This window comes from Sphingopyxis sp. GW821-FHT12F08 (assembly GCF_058806755.1).
The window spans coordinates 814936-831179 of sequence record NZ_JBXAQA010000002.1; the positions used below are offsets into that span (position 1 = coordinate 814936).

The 16244-nt window shown below is 66.6% G+C and carries 15 protein-coding genes; 2 read left to right on the top strand and 13 right to left on the bottom strand.

All coding sequences use genetic code 11. The features are described from left to right. Positions 1-5 precede the first annotated feature (5 nt). The 11 genes from AC1RNQ_RS08680 to AC1RNQ_RS08730 form a co-directional block, all read right to left on the bottom strand. A complete protein-coding gene (locus AC1RNQ_RS08680; RefSeq protein ID WP_493170495.1) occupies positions 6-1343 on the bottom strand; it encodes an amidohydrolase in 1338 nt (445 codons plus the stop codon). Positions 1344-1362: 19 nt separating this feature from the next. Then, the gene (lpdA, locus tag AC1RNQ_RS08685) at positions 1363-2760 is read right to left on the bottom strand and encodes a dihydrolipoyl dehydrogenase (RefSeq protein ID WP_493170496.1); all 1398 of its coding nucleotides are present in this window, start codon (positions 2758-2760) and stop codon (positions 1363-1365) included. A gap of 3 nt (positions 2761-2763) precedes the next feature. Next, on the bottom strand, positions 2764-3126 hold the full coding sequence (locus AC1RNQ_RS08690; protein ID WP_493170498.1) for a gamma-glutamylcyclotransferase family protein: 363 nt from the start codon (positions 3124-3126) through the stop codon (positions 2764-2766). Positions 3127-3138: 12 nt separating this feature from the next. Further along, positions 3139-4380 (bottom strand): 2-oxoglutarate dehydrogenase complex dihydrolipoyllysine-residue succinyltransferase, encoded by a 1242-nt coding sequence (odhB, locus tag AC1RNQ_RS08695; protein WP_493170500.1) that lies wholly within the window; start codon positions 4378-4380, stop codon positions 3139-3141. A 95-nt stretch (positions 4381-4475) separates the two neighbouring features. Next, positions 4476-7298: a 2-oxoglutarate dehydrogenase E1 component gene (locus AC1RNQ_RS08700; RefSeq protein ID WP_493170502.1), complete on the bottom strand. Its 2823-nt coding sequence runs from the start codon at positions 7296-7298 to the stop codon at positions 4476-4478. An 82-nt stretch (positions 7299-7380) separates the two neighbouring features. Next, positions 7381-8271, bottom strand: coding sequence for a succinate--CoA ligase subunit alpha (sucD, locus tag AC1RNQ_RS08705; RefSeq protein WP_493170504.1), 891 nt, complete (start codon positions 8269-8271; stop codon positions 7381-7383). A gap of 47 nt (positions 8272-8318) precedes the next feature. Next, a complete protein-coding gene (locus AC1RNQ_RS08710) occupies positions 8319-8960 on the bottom strand; it encodes a hypothetical protein (RefSeq protein WP_493170506.1) in 642 nt (213 codons plus the stop codon). A 50-nt stretch (positions 8961-9010) separates the two neighbouring features. Continuing rightward, a complete protein-coding gene (locus AC1RNQ_RS08715) occupies positions 9011-9481 on the bottom strand; it encodes a hypothetical protein (protein ID WP_493170508.1) in 471 nt (156 codons plus the stop codon). Next, the gene (gene mdh / locus AC1RNQ_RS08720; protein ID WP_493170510.1) at positions 9478-10440 is read right to left on the bottom strand and encodes a malate dehydrogenase; all 963 of its coding nucleotides are present in this window, start codon (positions 10438-10440) and stop codon (positions 9478-9480) included. Before mdh ends, AC1RNQ_RS08715 begins: the two co-directional genes overlap by 4 nt. A 192-nt stretch (positions 10441-10632) precedes the next feature. Beyond that, on the bottom strand, positions 10633-11103 hold the full coding sequence (locus AC1RNQ_RS08725) for a hypothetical protein (RefSeq protein ID WP_493170512.1): 471 nt from the start codon (positions 11101-11103) through the stop codon (positions 10633-10635). Then, the gene (locus tag AC1RNQ_RS08730; protein ID WP_493170513.1) at positions 11100-12455 is read right to left on the bottom strand and encodes an eCIS core domain-containing protein; all 1356 of its coding nucleotides are present in this window, start codon (positions 12453-12455) and stop codon (positions 11100-11102) included. Before AC1RNQ_RS08730 ends, AC1RNQ_RS08725 begins: the two co-directional genes overlap by 4 nt. A gap of 165 nt (positions 12456-12620) precedes the next feature. Between AC1RNQ_RS08730 and AC1RNQ_RS08735 the strand changes: the two genes are divergently transcribed. Both AC1RNQ_RS08735 and AC1RNQ_RS08740 read left to right on the top strand, forming a co-directional pair. Next, a complete protein-coding gene (locus AC1RNQ_RS08735; protein ID WP_493170515.1) occupies positions 12621-13160 on the top strand; it encodes a phosphatase PAP2 family protein in 540 nt (179 codons plus the stop codon). A gap of 59 nt (positions 13161-13219) precedes the next feature. Then, positions 13220-14263, top strand: coding sequence for a polysaccharide deacetylase family protein (locus AC1RNQ_RS08740; protein ID WP_493170517.1), 1044 nt, complete (start codon positions 13220-13222; stop codon positions 14261-14263). Between the two features lie 112 nt (positions 14264-14375). Here the strand turns inward: AC1RNQ_RS08740 and zapE are convergent, their stop codons facing one another. After that, positions 14376-15497 carry a cell division protein ZapE gene (gene zapE / locus AC1RNQ_RS08745; protein WP_493170518.1) on the bottom strand — a complete coding sequence of 374 codons (1122 nt, stop codon included), beginning with the start codon at positions 15495-15497 and terminating at the stop codon, positions 14376-14378. After that, positions 15494-15982, bottom strand: a complete 489-nt coding sequence (locus tag AC1RNQ_RS08750) for a PaaI family thioesterase (protein ID WP_493170520.1) — start codon at positions 15980-15982, stop codon at positions 15494-15496. Before AC1RNQ_RS08750 ends, zapE begins: the two co-directional genes overlap by 4 nt. Positions 15983-16244: the final 262 nt, after the last annotated feature.

Sequence of the window (16244 nt, forward strand, 5' to 3'; positions counted from 1 at the left end):
GGCCGCTATTTCGCCGCGGGGCGGACGCCGCCGATGATTGACAGCACGATCGCCGACACCGCATTGCGGATCACCGGCTCGGCCTTGGGCGCGAAGAAGGGCGAATGGTTGGTCGGCACCGGCTGGCCCTTGGCCTTGAGGTCGGCGAGCACCGCAGGATCATAGCCGCCGATTGCGAAATAGAGCGACGGGATTCCGGCGTCGACGAACTCGGAATAATCCTCGCTCGCCGAAACGGGCGCCGCGCTCGCGGGCGCGAACAACAGCCGGTCGCCGAAAACGGGCTTCAGGATCGCGAGGCCGTTGGCGGCCATGCTTTCGTCGTTCACCAGGCTCGCGGTGCCGCTCAAATAGGTAATCGTCGGATGGGGCGCATTGCCCATCAGCGCCGCGGCCTTCGCCGAACGCTTGGTGCCCGCGTTCAATAATTCGCGCACCTCGGGCGTCAGCGAGCGCATGTTGACCTTCACCTCGGCGCTGTCGGGGATGATGTTGGGCGCGCTGCCGGCGTTGATCGCGCCGATCGTCAGCACGCCGAAGGCCGCGGGGTCCTTTTCGCGGCTGATCACCGTCTGGACATCGGTGACGAAGCGCGCCGCGATCGGGATCGGATCGAGCGCCGCCGACGGCATCGAGCCATGGCCGCCGCGTCCGTGAAAAATGATCGAATAGCTGTCCGACGCCGAAAAGGCGGTGCCCGCCTTGATCCCGATCGTTCCGGTCGGGCCGTTGAGCACATGCGCGGCAAAGCCATAATCGGGCTTCGGAAAGCGCGTCAGCAGCCCGTCGTCGAGCATCGCGCGCGCGCCTTTCAGAATCTCTTCGGCGGGCTGGCCGATCAGGACGACGGTGCCCGACCAACTGTCGCGCATCGCCGACAGCGCCTGTGCGACGCCGACCAGATAGGCGACATGCGTGTCGTGGCCGCAGGCGTGCATCACGGGGACGTCGCGGCCCTCATAGGTTGCGCGCGCCTTGCTCGCCCAGGCGAGGCCGGTCTTTTCCTCCATGGGCAGCGCGTCCATGTCCGCGCGAATAAGGATCGTCGGCCCTTCGCCATTCTTGAGCACGCCGACGACGCCAGTCCCGCCGACCTTCTCGGTAACGGTAAAGCCGGCGCTGCGCAGATGCTTGGCGAGGATGCCCGCGGTGCGGACCTCCTGCACACCCAGTTCGGGATTGGCGTGGAGGTCCTTGTAGATGGCGTCGAGCGCCGGATAGTTTTTGTCGAGCAGCGCGATCAGCCGGGTGTTCGCGGCCGCCAGATCGGGCGCCGTCTGCGCCGCAGCGCCCGTCGGAAGAAGGGCCAGCGAAGCCGCCGCCCAGAGCCACTGCTTCGCCATACCCCGTCTCCCCAATGCGTCAGATGTGGATCGGCTTGCCGGTCACCGCCATCGCCGCTTCCTTCACCGCTTCGCTGTGCGTCGGGTGGGCGTGGCAGGTGTAGGCGATGTCTTCGGACGTCGCACCGAATTCCATCGCCTGCGCGGCCTGCGCGATCATCGTGCCCGCGACGCTGGCGATGATCCACACGCCGAGCACGCGGTCGCTCTTGGCATCGGCGATCACCTTCACGAAGCCGTCGGGTTCGTGGTTGGTCTTGGCGCGGCTGTTGCCCGCCATCGGGAATTTGCCGACCTTGACCTCGCCGCGCTCCTTCGCCTGCTCTTCGGTCAGGCCGACGCCGGCGATTTCGGGCATGGTATAGACGACCGACGGGATCACGTCATGGTTCACGATGCCGGTCAGCCCCGCGATATTCTCGGCGACCGCGATGCCCTCGTCCTCGGCCTTGTGCGCGAGCATCGGGCCGGGAATGACGTCGCCGATCGCCCAGATGCCGGGGACCTGCGTCGAGAAATCATGGTCGGTCTCGATCTGGCCGCGCGCGTTGACTGCGATGCCCGCCTTGTCGAGGGCGAGCCCGTCGGTGTTCGGGCGGCGTCCGATCGACACCAGCACGACGTCGGCCTCCAGCGTCTCGGCGTCGCCGCCCGCGGCGGGTTCGAGCGTCAGCAACGCCTTCTTGCCCTTGACCTCAGCCTTGGTGACCTTGGTCTTGAGCTTGAATTCGATGCCCTGCTTCTTGAAGATGCGGTTGGCGTCCTTGCGGACGTCGGCGTCCATGCCGGGCAGGATCTGGTCGAGGAATTCGACGCAGGTCACCTTGGCGCCGAGGCGGCGCCACACGCTGCCGAGTTCGAGCCCGATCACGCCGCCGCCGATCACCACCATATGCCCCGGAACCTTCGCCAGTTCGAGCGCGCCGGTCGAATCGACGATAATCTGCTTGTCGTTGTCGACCGCGACGCCGGGCAGCGGCGTGACCGATGAGCCGGTGGCGATGACGATATTCTTCGCACGATAGGCCTTGCCCGCAACCTCGACCGTGTCGGCCGACGTGAACGCGGCATAGCCCTTCAGCCAGTCGACCTTGTTCTTCTTGAACAGGAACTCGATGCCGCCGGTCAGCCCCTTGACTGCATCGAGGCGCTGGCCGTGCATCGCGGGCAGGTTCAGCTTCGGGGTCACGTCGATCCCCATCTTCGCCATCGCGCCATTGGCCGCGGCGTCATAATATTCCGACGCGTGGAGCATCGCCTTCGACGGAATGCAGCCGACGTTGAGGCACGTACCGCCCAGCGTCTCGCGCCCTTCGGCGCAGGCGGTCTTCAGCCCCAGCTGCGCCGCGCGGATCGCCGCGACATAGCCGCCGGGGCCGGCACCGATGACAAGCACGTCATAATCATAGTCAGCCATCATTCACTCCATCTGCAGGCCCGGCGCGGCGACATAGACCCAGGCCTGTTCGCCCGATTCCAGCCGCACGCGCTGCCGCTCATATTCCCCGGCCTCGTAGATATCGGCCGCTTCGAGTTCGCTTTTCGTGATCCAATATAGGGTGCCGGCGATGCGGTGCGAGCCGTCCGGGTCGGGCGCGAGCACCGGATGGTGCGTCTCGCCGCTCTTGCGGACGACCTCGGGGTCGGTGATCGCGATCCGGCCGAGCCGGAAGCCGACAAGCGCGTCGGTCGACCCGCTGAGCAAGCGACCGAATTGTTCGCGCTGCACGTCCGGATACTGGAGCGTGCCGTACGAAAACAAAGGTTCGGTCGCGTCGCTCACGCCGCTTTCCCCTTACAGGTCGATCAGCAGCCGCGTCGGATCCTCGATCGCTTCCTTGATCGTCTTGAGGAAGGTCACCGCCTCGCGGCCGTCGACCAGGCGGTGGTCGTAGCTCATCGCGAGATACATCATCGGACGGATCACGATCTCGCCATCCCGCACGACCGGGCGATCCTCGATGCGGTGGAGGCCGAGCACCGCCGACTGTGGCGGGTTGATGATCGGGGTCGACATCAGGCCGCCGAAAACGCCGCCGTTCGAGATGGTGAAGGTGCCGCCGGTCATGTCGTCCATCGTCAGCGTGCCTTCCTTGGCGCGCTTGCCGAGGTCGGCGATCGCCTTTTCGATCTCGGCGAAGCTCATGCTGTCGGCGTTGCGCACGACCGGCACGACGAGGCCGTTCGGCGCGCTGACCGCGACCGAAACGTCGAGATAATTGTGATAGACGATCTCGTCGCCCTCGATCCGCGCGTTGACCGCGGGGATGTCGTGCGCGGCGAGCGCGACCGCCTTGGTGAAGAAGCTCATGAAGCCGAGGCGCACGCCATGCTTCTTTTCGAAGCTCTCGCGATATTTGTCGCGCGTCGCGATCACCGCCGACATGTCGACGTCGTTGAACGTCGTCAGCATCGCCGCCGTGTCCTGCGCGGCCTTCAGCCGCTTGGCGATCGTCTGGCGCAGGCGCGTCATCTTGACGCGCTCTTCCTGGCGGCCCGGCGCGCTCGACGCGGCAGGCGCGGGCGCAGGTGCGGGAGACGGCGCGGGCGCGGCGGCCGGCGCATTGTTCGCGGCGGCGAGCACATCTTCCTTGGTCAGGCGGCCGTCCTTGCCCGTGCCCTTGATCCTGCTCGGGTCGAGGCCATGCTCGAGCACCAGGCGGCGCACCGCGGGCGACAGCGTGGTAACGCCGTCGCCAGCCTCCTCGGCGGGAGCGGGCGCGCTCGCGGCAGGCGCGGGCGCCGCGGCTTCGGCCTTGGCGGGCGCCGGAGCGGCAGCGGCGGGCGCAGCGGCCGCGCCGCCGGCCTCGACGGTCGCGATCGTCGCGCCGACATTGACCGTGTCGCCGACCGCGGCGAGCTGCTGCCCCATCACCCCGGCGACCGGCGACGGCACTTCGACCGCGACCTTGTCGGTTTCGAGGCTGGCGATCGGCTCGTCGAGCGCGACCGCTTCGCCGGGCTGCTTCAGCCATTCGCCGATCGTCGCTTCGGTGACGCTTTCGCCCAGCGTCGGGACTTTGACTTCGGTGCTCATCGTCTCTTCTCTTTCCGTGCCCCTGCGAAGGCAGGGGCCCATCATCAAACGGTGGAAGATGGGCCCCTGCCTTCGCAGGGGCACACCCTATAGTTCTATGCCTTGTTTTTCGCGCGCCTGATTTCCGCCCGGACTGACAACCCCAGCGCGTCGGCGACCAGCGCCGACTGTTCGGTCTGGTGGCGGCTCATCAGGCCGGTTGCGGGCGACGCGGCGGCGGCGCGGCCGGCGTAGCGCGGACGCATGCCCCTGTGCCCGGCACTGGCCAGCGCGTCCTCGATGAAGGGCTCGACGAAGGACCAGCTGCCGTTGTTGCGCGGCTCTTCCTGCGCCCAGACCACGTCCTCGAGCTTCGGCATACGCTTCAGGCGCACAGCGAGGGGCTCGCCCGGGAAGGGATAGATCTGCTCGACGCGGATCACCGTCGTGTCGGTCAAGCCCGCGGCGTCGCGCGCTTCCATCAGGTCGTAGCCGACCTTGCCCGAGCACAGCACGACGCGCTTGATGTTCGCGTCCTCGGGCGGAGTGCGGTCGGACATGATGCGGCGGAAATGCGCGTCGCCGATGAAGTCCGAGCGCTGCGACACCGCGAGCTTGTGGCGCAGCAGCGACTTGGGCGTCATGATGATCAGCGGCTTGCGGAACGGACGCAGCATCTGGCGGCGCAGGACGTGGAAATAGTTCGACGGGGTCGAAATATTGCACACCTGGATATTGTCGCCCGCGCACAGCTGGAGGAAGCGTTCGAGGCGCGCCGAGCTATGCTCGGGTCCTTGGCCCTCATAACCATGCGGCAGCAGCAGCACGAGGCCGTTGGCGCGCAGCCATTTGGCTTCGCCCGACGCGATGAACTGGTCGATCATGATCTGCGCGCCGTTGGCGAAATCGCCGAACTGCGCTTCCCAGAGCACGAGGCTCTTCGGATCGGCCATCGCATAGCCATATTCAAAGCCGAGCACGCCATATTCGGAGAGCGGGCTGTCGAGCACTTCGAAGCGGCCGTGCGGGACGGTGGTCAGCGGCACATATTTGCGCTCGTCCTTCTGGTCGACCCAGACGGCGTGGCGCTGGCTGAAGGTGCCGCGGCCCGAATCCTGGCCCGACAGGCGGACCTGATACCCCTCGCTGAGCAGGGTGCCGAAGGCAAGGCTCTCGGCGGTCGCCCAGTCGAACACTTCCTGGTCGCTCTTGTCGGCGAACATCGCGGCGCGCGCGTCGATGACGCGGCGCAGCGTCTTGTGGACTTCCAGATCGTCCGGAACCGTGGTCATGATGCGGCCGATCGAGTCGAACAATTTGTCGCTGACCCCGGTCGCGATGTTGCGGCGGGCGTTTTCGGGGTCGGCGGGGGCGTGCAGCCCCGACCAGCGCCCGGCGAACCAGTCGGCCTTGTTCGGCTTGTAGCTCTTCGCCGCTTCGAAATCGCCTTCGAGCCGCGCGGTGAATTCGGCGCGCCGCGCATCGGCCCAGCCCGCGTCGATCACGCCCTCGGCCTCGAGCTTGGCGGCGCAGATCTGCGACACCGGCGGATGCTGGCGGATGATGCCGTACATCAAGGGCTGGGTGAACGAAGGCTCGTCGCCCTCGTTATGGCCGAAGCGACGGTAGCACCACATGTCGATCACGACGTCGCGCTTGAAGCGCTGGCGGAAGTCGATCGCGAGCTTGCACGCGAAGGTCACCGCCTCGGGATCGTCGCCGTTGACGTGCAGGATCGGCGCCATCACGCCCTTCGCAACGTCCGACGGATAGGGCGACGAGCGCGCGAATTGTGGGCTGGTCGTGAAGCCGATCTGGTTGTTGACGATGAAGTGAATGCAGCCGCCGGTGTTGTAACCGCGGATGCCCGAGAAGCCGAGGCATTCCCAGACGATCCCTTGCCCCGCAAAGGCCGCGTCGCCGTGGATCAGCACGGGCAGCACCTGCTCATGCTTGTCGAGGTCGTCGCGCACCACCTGCTGCGCGCGCACCTTGCCGAGCACGACCGGGTCGACCGCCTCGAGGTGCGAGGGGTTGGGGACGAGCGACATGTGCACCGACGCGCCGCCGAACTCGCGGTCGGTCGAGGTACCGAGGTGATATTTGACGTCGCCCGAGCCACCGACATCGTCGGGATTCGCGCTGCCGCCCGCAAATTCGTGGAAGATCACCTTGTACGGCTTGGCGAGCACGTTCGCGAGCATGTTGAGGCGCCCGCGGTGCGCCATGCCGTAGACGATTTCCTTCACGCCGTACTGGCCGCCATATTTGATGATGGCTTCCATCGCGGGGATCATGCTCTCGCCCCCGTCGAGTCCGAAGCGCTTGGTCCCGACATATTTGCGCGCGAGGAATTTCTCCCATTCCTCGGCCTCGATCACCTTGTTCAGGATGGCGCGTTTGCCCTCGACCGAAAATTCGATGATCTTGTCGGCGCCTTCCATCCGCTCCTGCAGGAACATGCGCTCCTCGATGTCCGAGATGTGCATATATTCGAGGCCGACATTGCCGCAATAATTGGCGCGCAGGATCGCCACGATCTCGCGGATCGTCGCCTTCTCGAGCCCCAGCGCGCCGCCGAGCCAGACGGGGCGGTCGAGGTCGGCGCCGGAGAAACCGTGATATTCGGGCGTCAGGTCGGCGGGCAGTTCGCGCGTGCTGAGCCCCAGCGGGTCGAGATTGGCGGCGAGATGCCCGCGCACGCGATAAGTGCGGATCAGCATCATCGCGCGGATCGAATCATTCGCCGCGCGTTCGACCTCGGCGTTCGACAGCGGCGCGCCGGCCTTGGCGGCGGCGGCCTTTACCGCGACCTGCATCTGCTGCGGGTCGAGCGCGGCGGTCAGGTCGTCGCTGTCGATCACGGGCCAGTTCTTCGGTGCCCAGCTGGGGCCGGCCTGCAGCTCGTCGATATCGAAGCTCTGTCTCTCGAGGTTCATCTGCTTTTCCACGGGGAGGTAGGGGGTGGTTCTATATGGGAGCGGGAGGCCCGCCGGCAAAGGGCGCCGGCGGGCCGTCCGGTCAGACGCGTTCCTTCAGCACTTCGACCAGCGTCGTGCCGAGTTCGGACGGGCTCGCCGACACCTTGATGCCCGCGGCTTCCATCGCCGCGATCTTGCTCTCGGCGTCGCCCTTGCCGCCCGACACGATCGCGCCGGCGTGGCCCATGCGGCGGCCCGGAGGCGCGGTGCGGCCCGCGATGAAGCCGGCCATCGGCTTCTTGCGGCCGCGCCTGGCTTCGTCGATCAGGAACTGCGCGGCCTGCTCCTCGGCGTCGCCGCCGATTTCGCCGATCATGATGATCGACTTGGTCGCTTCGTCGGCGAGGAAGAGTTCGAGCACGTCGATGAAGTTGGTGCCGTTGACCGGGTCACCGCCGATGCCGACTGCGGTGGTCTGGCCGAGGCCGGCGTTGGTCGTCTGGAACACGGCTTCATAGGTAAGCGTGCCCGAGCGCGATACAACACCCACGCTGCCCTTGGAGAAGATGCTGCCGGGCATGATCCCGATCTTGCATTCGCCCGGGGTCAGCACACCGGGGCAGTTCGGGCCGATGAGGCGCGACTTGGAACCCGACAGCGCACGCTTCACCTTGACCATGTCGAGCACCGGAATGCCCTCGGTGATGCAGACGATCAGTTCCATCTCGGCGTCGATCGCCTCGAGGATCGAATCGGCGGCGAACGGCGGCGGCACATAGATGCAGCTCGCGGTCGCGCCGGTCGCGGCCTTGGCTTCCTCGACCGTGTTGAAGTTGGGCAGGCCGATATGCGTCGTGCCGCCCTTGCCCGGCGTGACGCCGCCGACCATCTGGGTGCCGTATGCGAGCGCCTGTTCGGTGTGGAAAGTCCCCGTGGCGCCGGTCATGCCTTGCGTGATGACCTTGGTATTCTTGTCGACGAGAATGGACATTGTTCAGTTAACTCCGTGGGTTTGGCCACAGGGACGGCCAAGGGTGGTCAGGACGCCTTCTTTCTTTCGAGAAGGGCCAGGTGAATGCGATGCTCGCTGCCACGCGACAGCGAACGGGCGAAAAGGATGCGCTCGCGGTCGGGCGCGGCGGCGGCGAAAATCCAGTAAGGACGCGTCGCGTCGTTGGGCTTGCCGTCGGGGCCGAACATCTCGGCAAAATTGGCGGGCTTGCCGTAGCGCGCGGTAAGCACCGGGAAGAGTTCGGCCGCGGGATACTGCGTCGCGGTCGATACCGTCAGCACGCACTGTGGATTGGGCGAGAAGAACACGTCCTTCGCGACGCCGAGCGAATGATCCGCGCCCTGCCAGCCACCGAGGTCGACCTCGCCCGACGCCATCGCCATCATGCTCGGCATATAGGCGCCACCCCAACCCGACCCGGCGATCACCGGATTGACCTTGAGCTTGTCGAAGCCGGTCTTCATGCACAGCGTATCGAAACCTTCGACGATCTGCGCGAGGGTACGCGGGCCCGGCTTCAGCGGTTCGACGGGCGCGCCGTCGACCGCCAGCCCCGACAGGCCGCCGCCGGGGTTGACCCACATGATATCGGGCGCCGCGAGCGCGGGCGACGCAAAGGCAAACATCGCGGCGCCGGCCGCGAGGGTGCGGATGACAGAATACTTCATTTCCACTCCTTCCTTCGCGACCCAATTCGACAAACGACCCGAACCCAAAGCTACTGAACGACACTCATTTCAACATGGGGACCCTCCGCATCCGACTTGATCTGGACGGTCAAGATGTCGAGCCGCGGCAGGAAATAGAGATAGCGCTTCCCGGGCTCGTCGACCTTCGGCGTCTTGCCGAGCTTCGCCGAGAGCGCCGCCAACAGTGGTTGCGGATCGAAATCCGGCGGCGTGGTTCCGCGCGCGATGCACTGTTTCATCTCCGGCGAGGTGAAATAGACGAGCTTCACATCGTCGCGGACATAGGTTGAAAGCCGCATGCCCTTGGCCGGATCCACCTTGTCCCTGGCTTCCCAGCCCAGTCCGGTGAGCCGTTCCGCCATCTTGGCGTCGCTGAGCGAGCGGGTGGCGCACGCATCGGCGCCCGCCACCATCGCTTCGGTCGTCGGCAGGCGCGCCTCTTCCGCCCGCGCCGCGACGGGCGCGATCAGCAGTAGAAGCGAAGCCTGCCAGCGGCTCACGCGAGCGACGGGTCCAGAGCCTTGCACGCGTCGAGCAGTTCCTTCACCGCGTCGACCGACACCTGCAGGCCCGCCTTGTCGTCCGCATCGAGTTCGATCTCGACGATCTTCTCGACCCCGCCCGCGCCGATCAGCACCGGCACGCCAACGTACAGGCCGTCGAGGCCGTACTGGCCGTCGACAAAAGCGGCGCAGGGCAGGATGCGCTTCTGGTCGCCCAGATAGGCTTCGGCCATCGCGATGCCCGAAGCCGCCGGCGCGTAGAAGGCCGAACCGGTGCCGAGCAGCGCGACGATCTCGCCGCCGCCGCCGCGCGTGCGCTTGACGATCGCGTCGATCTTGTCCTGGCTCGACAGGCCCATCTTGACCAGGTCGGGAACGGGGATGCCGTTGACCGTCGAATAGCGGACGACGGGAACCATCGTGTCGCCATGGCCGCCGAGGACGAAGGTGTTCACATCCTTCACCGACACGTCGAATTCGTCGGCGATGAAGTGGCTGAAGCGCGCCGAGTCGAGCACGCCCGCCATACCGACGACCTTGTTGTGCGGGAGGCCCGAGAATTCGCGCAGCGCCCAGACCATGGCGTCGAGCGGATTGGTGATGCAGATGACGAAGGCGTCGGGGGCGTTGGCCTTGATGCCCTCGCCGACGGCCTTCATGACCTTCAGGTTGATACCGAGCAGGTCGTCGCGGCTCATGCCGGGCTTGCGCGCGACACCCGCGGTGACGATGATGACGTCGGCGCCGGCGATGTCGGCATAATCGTTCGAGCCGGTGATCTTTGCATCGAAGCCCGCGATCGGACCGACCTGCGACAGGTCGAGCGCCTTGCCCTGCGGCACGCCTTCGACCACGTCGAACAGGACGACGTCGCCGAGTTCCTTCTGCGCCGCGAGTAGCGCCAGCGTCCCGCCGATGTTCCCGGCTCCGATCAAAGCGATTTTCTTGCGTCCCATGGCGCGCGGCACTCCCTTCGTGGCAAGCCCGGCGATGAAGCACAAAACCGGCCGGCGCACGGGCTAAAGCGCAGGCTGGTCCCAAGACTGGGCGCCGCCCTACGCCGATTCCCTTAAGGAAACAACCGCCAAAAAGGCCGAATTACCGGGTTTTTTTGCAATCAGTTCGCAATAGCAATAGATGCGCCAGCGTCAGCCCGCCGAGGCATCAACCACCAAGGTCACGGCGGCGCTGACGCATGATTTCTGCCAGCGGAGCACGGTATCCTCGAGGGGCCCCTCGTCGTCCGGCGCTGGGGGTGTTTCGGTGTCGGCATAGCCGATCTCGACGCGCACGCCATAGTCGCCGGGCGGCAGCCGGGCCTCGCCCGCCGGGTTCCACAACCTGCTGAGCCTCAGCGGCCAGTCGAGTGCGAGGTCGCGGCGCAGACTTTCGCCGGCGCCGAGCTTCACCATCGCGGGCGCAAAATAGCCGAAGGGCATCGCGCCCGGCGCCATCGGCGCGCGCGCAAACGACAGGCGGACCTGGCCTCCACTGCGGCGAAAGGCGAGGAAGCCGTCGTCGTTGATCCACACGGGCCCGGTGCCGCGATTGACGACCTCGTAGGTCAGCGACCAATGCAGCGCGCGCGCCGCCGCGGCGACGATCTCCACCGCGATCACGGGATCTTGTCGCTGATCTTGTATTTCTTGCCATAGGTCTTCTCGCGCCATTGGCGGCAGCGTTCGAGCGAGGACGACCAATTGGTCGTCCCGGGCGCGGCCTTGTCCTTCCAGAAAGATTCGCCGCAATAGGGATCCTTGAAGCCGCCGCGGTTCTCCAGCCCATGCTCGTCGCGAAGCAGATTTTCGCGCCCCACCGTCTCCTGGTGGCCGCCTTCGCCGCGGTTGTCGTTGCTGTCGGGCAACCCCTTTTCCGACAGCCAGGCGTGCCCGCATAATTCGTGACCCAATACCAGCCAGGGATCGATCGGCATCTCCTTGCCGCTTTTCGAAGCGGCGCCCCAGATCTTGTCCGAATTGGGCGACGGTGCCGTCACCACCGTGTCGTCGGTCCCCCACATCAGCGTGCCCAGGATCGGCATGCGGACCGCGGTCGGCAGATCGGTGTGCGGCCAGTCGCCGTCATCGATCCGGACGATGTAGTTTCGGGTCGAATTGATGACGTCGCACAGACAGCCGCAGCCCGTCGGCGTCGATGACAGGTCGGCAGGCGACGGCGCGGGCGGCCCGACGAAATCGGCGGGATATGGCTTGGGACAAAAATCGGCCGTCGCGGCGCTGACGATGCCGCTCGCGGCGTCGACGGTGATCCCTCCCGCCGCGCATAGCTTCTGCAAATAGTCTTCACCCGTCTTCGCGTTGGTCTGGTCCAGCCCCTTGCCGGTCGGATTGGCAATTTTGCCGGCCGGATTCTCGACCAGCAATTTGCGCCGCACCACCGCGCCGCCGCCCTGCATCGCATGCGCGATCTCGTGCGCCATCAGCCGGCGCCCCGCGTCGGTTCCCGGCCGATATTCCCCCGCCGCGAAACCGATGTCGGTGCCGAGCGTGAAGGCGCGCGCCGCGATCGCCCGCGACGCCGCCGCGCCCGCGCTGTCGGCATGGATACGGATCTTCGACAGATCGGCACCGAAGCGCGGTTCGAAAAAGGCACGTTCGGCCGGAGGAAGTGGCGCCCCTGCGCCGAGCCCCGACAATGCATTCCGTGCCCGCGGCCCAGCGGACGACGCTCCGGCCGCGTCCCCACCCGCCGCCTCGCGCCGCACCGTGGCACCGGACGATGCCCCCGTTATCGCCCCAACTTTCTCTGCGCCCGGACGCATCACCTGGTCGGCGGCAGCATCGGCCTGACGTTCGGCAGGGTCGTTCGCGGCGCCGATGACCGGCGGCTCGCGCGACGGCACGCCGGCGAGCGAGGTCAGCGGCGACCAGGCCGCGCGCAACGGTGCCGGTTGCGGCGCGACTGCCCCGCTGTTGATACGCTGTTTGCGCCGGATCGCGCGTCGATACATGGCGCTTCGCCTTTCGACTCGACGGACATATTGCGCGGTAAATATACACGGGATTCCGGCGCAAGGCATTGGACCGATCCGCCAAAGTCGCATGGCGCGCTCGATTGCGCTATGGACCGCTCATCGGGGCGTCGAGAGCGCCTGCAGCAAAGGCAAGGCAAATCCATGCGCTACCCCCTGATCACCACCGGCATGGCAATCGCGCTGACCTTCGCCGCCCCCGCGCAGGCCAGCGAGAAAGGCTGGGACGACGCCGGCACGATCGCCAAGAATGCGCTCGTCGTCGTCGCCTTCGGCGTGCCCGCGGTGCAGGGCGACTGGGAAGGCGTGCTCGAGGCGGGGGGCAGCATCGGCGGCACCATCCTGATCACCCAGGGGCTGAAGGAAGCCTTCCCGTCGCGCCGCCCCGACGGCAGCGATAACAAGAGCTTCCCCTCAGGCCACACCTCAACCAGCTTCGCCGCAGCGGCGACGCTGCACAATCGCTACGGCTGGGAGGCCGGCCTGCCCGCCTATGTCGTCGCCTCCTTCGTGGGCCTCAGCCGCGTCGAGGCGCGCAAGCACCGCGTCGGCGACGTGCTCGTCGGCGCGGCGATCGGCACCGCGACGGGGCATCTGATCACGACCAGGGCCGACGACCGGGTGCAGATCTTCCCGTGGGGCAGCACCAACGGCGCCGGGGTCGATGTAACGCTGCGCTTCTGACCACGAACGCGGGCGGCGATTAACCCTCCCTATACCCCGTTCCTGTTAGGCTCGCGGGGATGACGCGGGCAATCATCAGTTTCGACACCGAATTGTCGGCAGGCCTCTATCAACGGGGCGCCGACGCGCGCGCCAATTTCGAAAGCTCGATCCTCGGCCGCTGCCGCGAGGGCGATTATGGCATCCACTTCCAGATGGACATGCTCGAACACCACGGGCTGACCGGGGTTTATTTCGTCGATCCGATGCCCGCGCTGGTCTACGGCCCCGAGATCGTCGACCGGATCGTCCAGCCGATCCTCGCGCGCGGGCACGAAGTGCAACTGCACATCCACACCGAATGGCTCGCCTTCGCGCGGTTCAACCCCGTGGGACGCCATACCGGCCGCAACATCGGCGATTTCCCGCTCGCCGCGCAGAAGAAGCTGATCGGCCTCGCGCGCGACATCCTCGTCGGCGCGGGCGCGCCCAGGCCCACCGCCTTTCGCGCGGGCAATTTCGGCGCCAACGACGACACGCTGCGCGCGCTCGCGACGCTCGGCTTCCGCTTCGACAGCAGCTTCAACGGCGCCTACCAGGACCATGGCTGCGCGATATCGCTCGACCCCGGCAACCTTGCGATGCGCGCGCATCAGGGGGTCGTCGAGGTCCCGGTGAGCGGGCTGATGGACCGCGCCAACCGCTTTCGCCCCGCGCAGCTGTGCGCGATGTCCGAAGAGGAAATGCGCGACGCGCTGGGCCATAGCGCGGCGAGCGGCGCGGTGCAGTTCTCGGCCTTCAGCCACAGCTTCGAGTTGTTGAGCCGCGACCGCGCGGTGCCCAACGGCCTCGCCATCGCACGAATGGAAGCGCTGTGCCGCGCCGTCGCGGGCGATGCGCGCGTGAGCAGCGGCGGCTTCGCGACCCTGCCCGCCCCGTCCGCGCGCGCGCCGCGGATCGCCGTCGCCGCACCCAAGCCGCTCCGCACGCTGCGCCGCACGGTCGAGCAGGCGATCGGCCATATCGTGCATGAAGTGCGCTATGTCCGCGACCTGATCGCGGTGACGATCAACTCGTCGCGCTGGGGGAAGATCACCGGCGGGGTGTTGCTGGTCCTCGCCTAGCTCTGATCGAATCGCGCATCACCGTAGCCCTGAGCCTGTCGAAGGGCGCCTCACCGAGAAGCGCCCTTCGACAGGCTCAGGGCTACAGTTCAATTTAAACGGAAAAAGAATCTCAGGCGATCTCGTCCTGACCGTGGCCGAGCGCCAGATAATCGTCGGACTGCATTTCGGACAGGCGGCTCGCGGTTCGCTCGAATTCGAACGCGCCGTCGCCCGCGACATATAGCGCGTCGGGCTCGGCCGCGGCGCTTGCGAGCAATTTGACCTTATATTCGTAGAGCGCGTCGACCAGCGTGACGAAGCGCGCCGCCTCGTTGCGGTTCTCGGGCCCCATGCGCGGGATGCCGACCAGGATCACGGTGTGGAAATGCCGCGCGACCGCAAGGTAATCGGAAGCGCCGCGCGCCTCGCCACAGAGCTTTTTGAACGAAAACACCGCGACACCCTTCAGCGCCTTGGGCACGTGGAGCAGGCGCCCCCCGCCGACGTCGAGATCGAGCGTCGGCACATGCGCGCGGTCCTCGGGCGGATAGTCGGTAAGCCGGAAAAAGGCCGCCGACAGCGCCGCGCTCGCTGCGTCGTCGGCGGGCACGAACCAGCGCGCCCCATCGCCCAGCCGGTCGCGGCGATAATCGGTCGGGCCGTTCAGCCCCATCACGTCGAGCCGCGCCTCGACGAGCGCGATGAAGGGCAGGAAATGCTCGCGGTTGAGCCCGTCCTTGTAGAGATCCTTCGGCGGCCGGTTCGAGGTCGCGACCACCGTCACCCCGCGGTCGATCAGCGCGGTGAACAGGCGCGAGAGGATCATCGCGTCCGCGCTGTTGTTGACCACCATCTCGTCGAAGGCGAGGCAGCGGACATTTTCGACCAGCGCCGCCGCGACCTGCGGGATCGGATCGCCGCTCTCGGTCTTGCGCACCTCGCGCATCCGCGCGTGGACGTCGATCATGAAGGCATGGAAATGGACCCGCCGTTTCCGCTCGATGGCGAGCTGGTCGTAGAAGAGGTCCATCAGCATCGACTTGCCGCGCCCGACCGCGCCCCACAGATAGACGCCGCGCGGCGCTTCGGGCTTGCGGCCCGCGAGGCGCCACAGCAGGCTGCCGCGCGGCGGCACCGCCTCGAGCTCCTCCTGCAGCCGGTTCAGCCGCTCGGCGGCGGCGCGTTGCTCGGCATCGGGCTGAAGCTCGCCGCCTGCGACCAGCGCGTCATAGGCGGCGAGTACCCCCGTCATTTGCTCGCCTTGCGGATCGTGCCCGCGAAAGTGAGTATGATATGCTCGTCCTTCGCGCCCTGGACCACCAGCCCGCGCAGGAAGATCAGCCGCCCCGTCTCGCGCACCAGCTCAACGATCGCGTCGAGGGGCTCGCCAAGCCGGCCGGCGCCGACGAACTGGGTCGACAGGTCGAGCGTCACCGAATGGCCGGCATTGAGCGAGCCGAACTGGTGCGACGCCGCGAACAGCGCGATGTCGACGAGCGCGAGCGTCACCGCGCCATGGACGTTGTCGCCGAGGTTGCTGTGCTTGCGCTCGGGGATCATCCGCACCCGCGCCTGCGGGCGGCCGTCGGACGTGTCGGGTTCGACGCGCACCGACAGCGGCTCGATGAAGGCGTTGAAGCGGCTCGGGTCCTTGAGGTTCCAGCTGACCCAACCGCCGTCCATCTCCTCGGCGCTGAAATTGTCGCGGCGCTTGGGTTCCTCGATGCCGTCGTTCATGCCCTCACTATCCGTCCCGTTGCGCGCGCCGATCCGCCCCGCATAATGGCCGCGGCGACGCTGTCAAATATGAGGGCCGTCCACAGTACCGTGCGCGTAAAGATAGCTATCCTGTAAGATCATGAAAAAATATTGCTTTCCGGTTTGACGCCACGTCTGCAAGGTGTTTCGGTTGTGAATGAGTAGCGCTTCCCCTATACTTTTGCTCCATTCGAGGAGAAACGAGGGGGAGAAAAGTCATGGCGTCCGTTCCGAGCGAAAA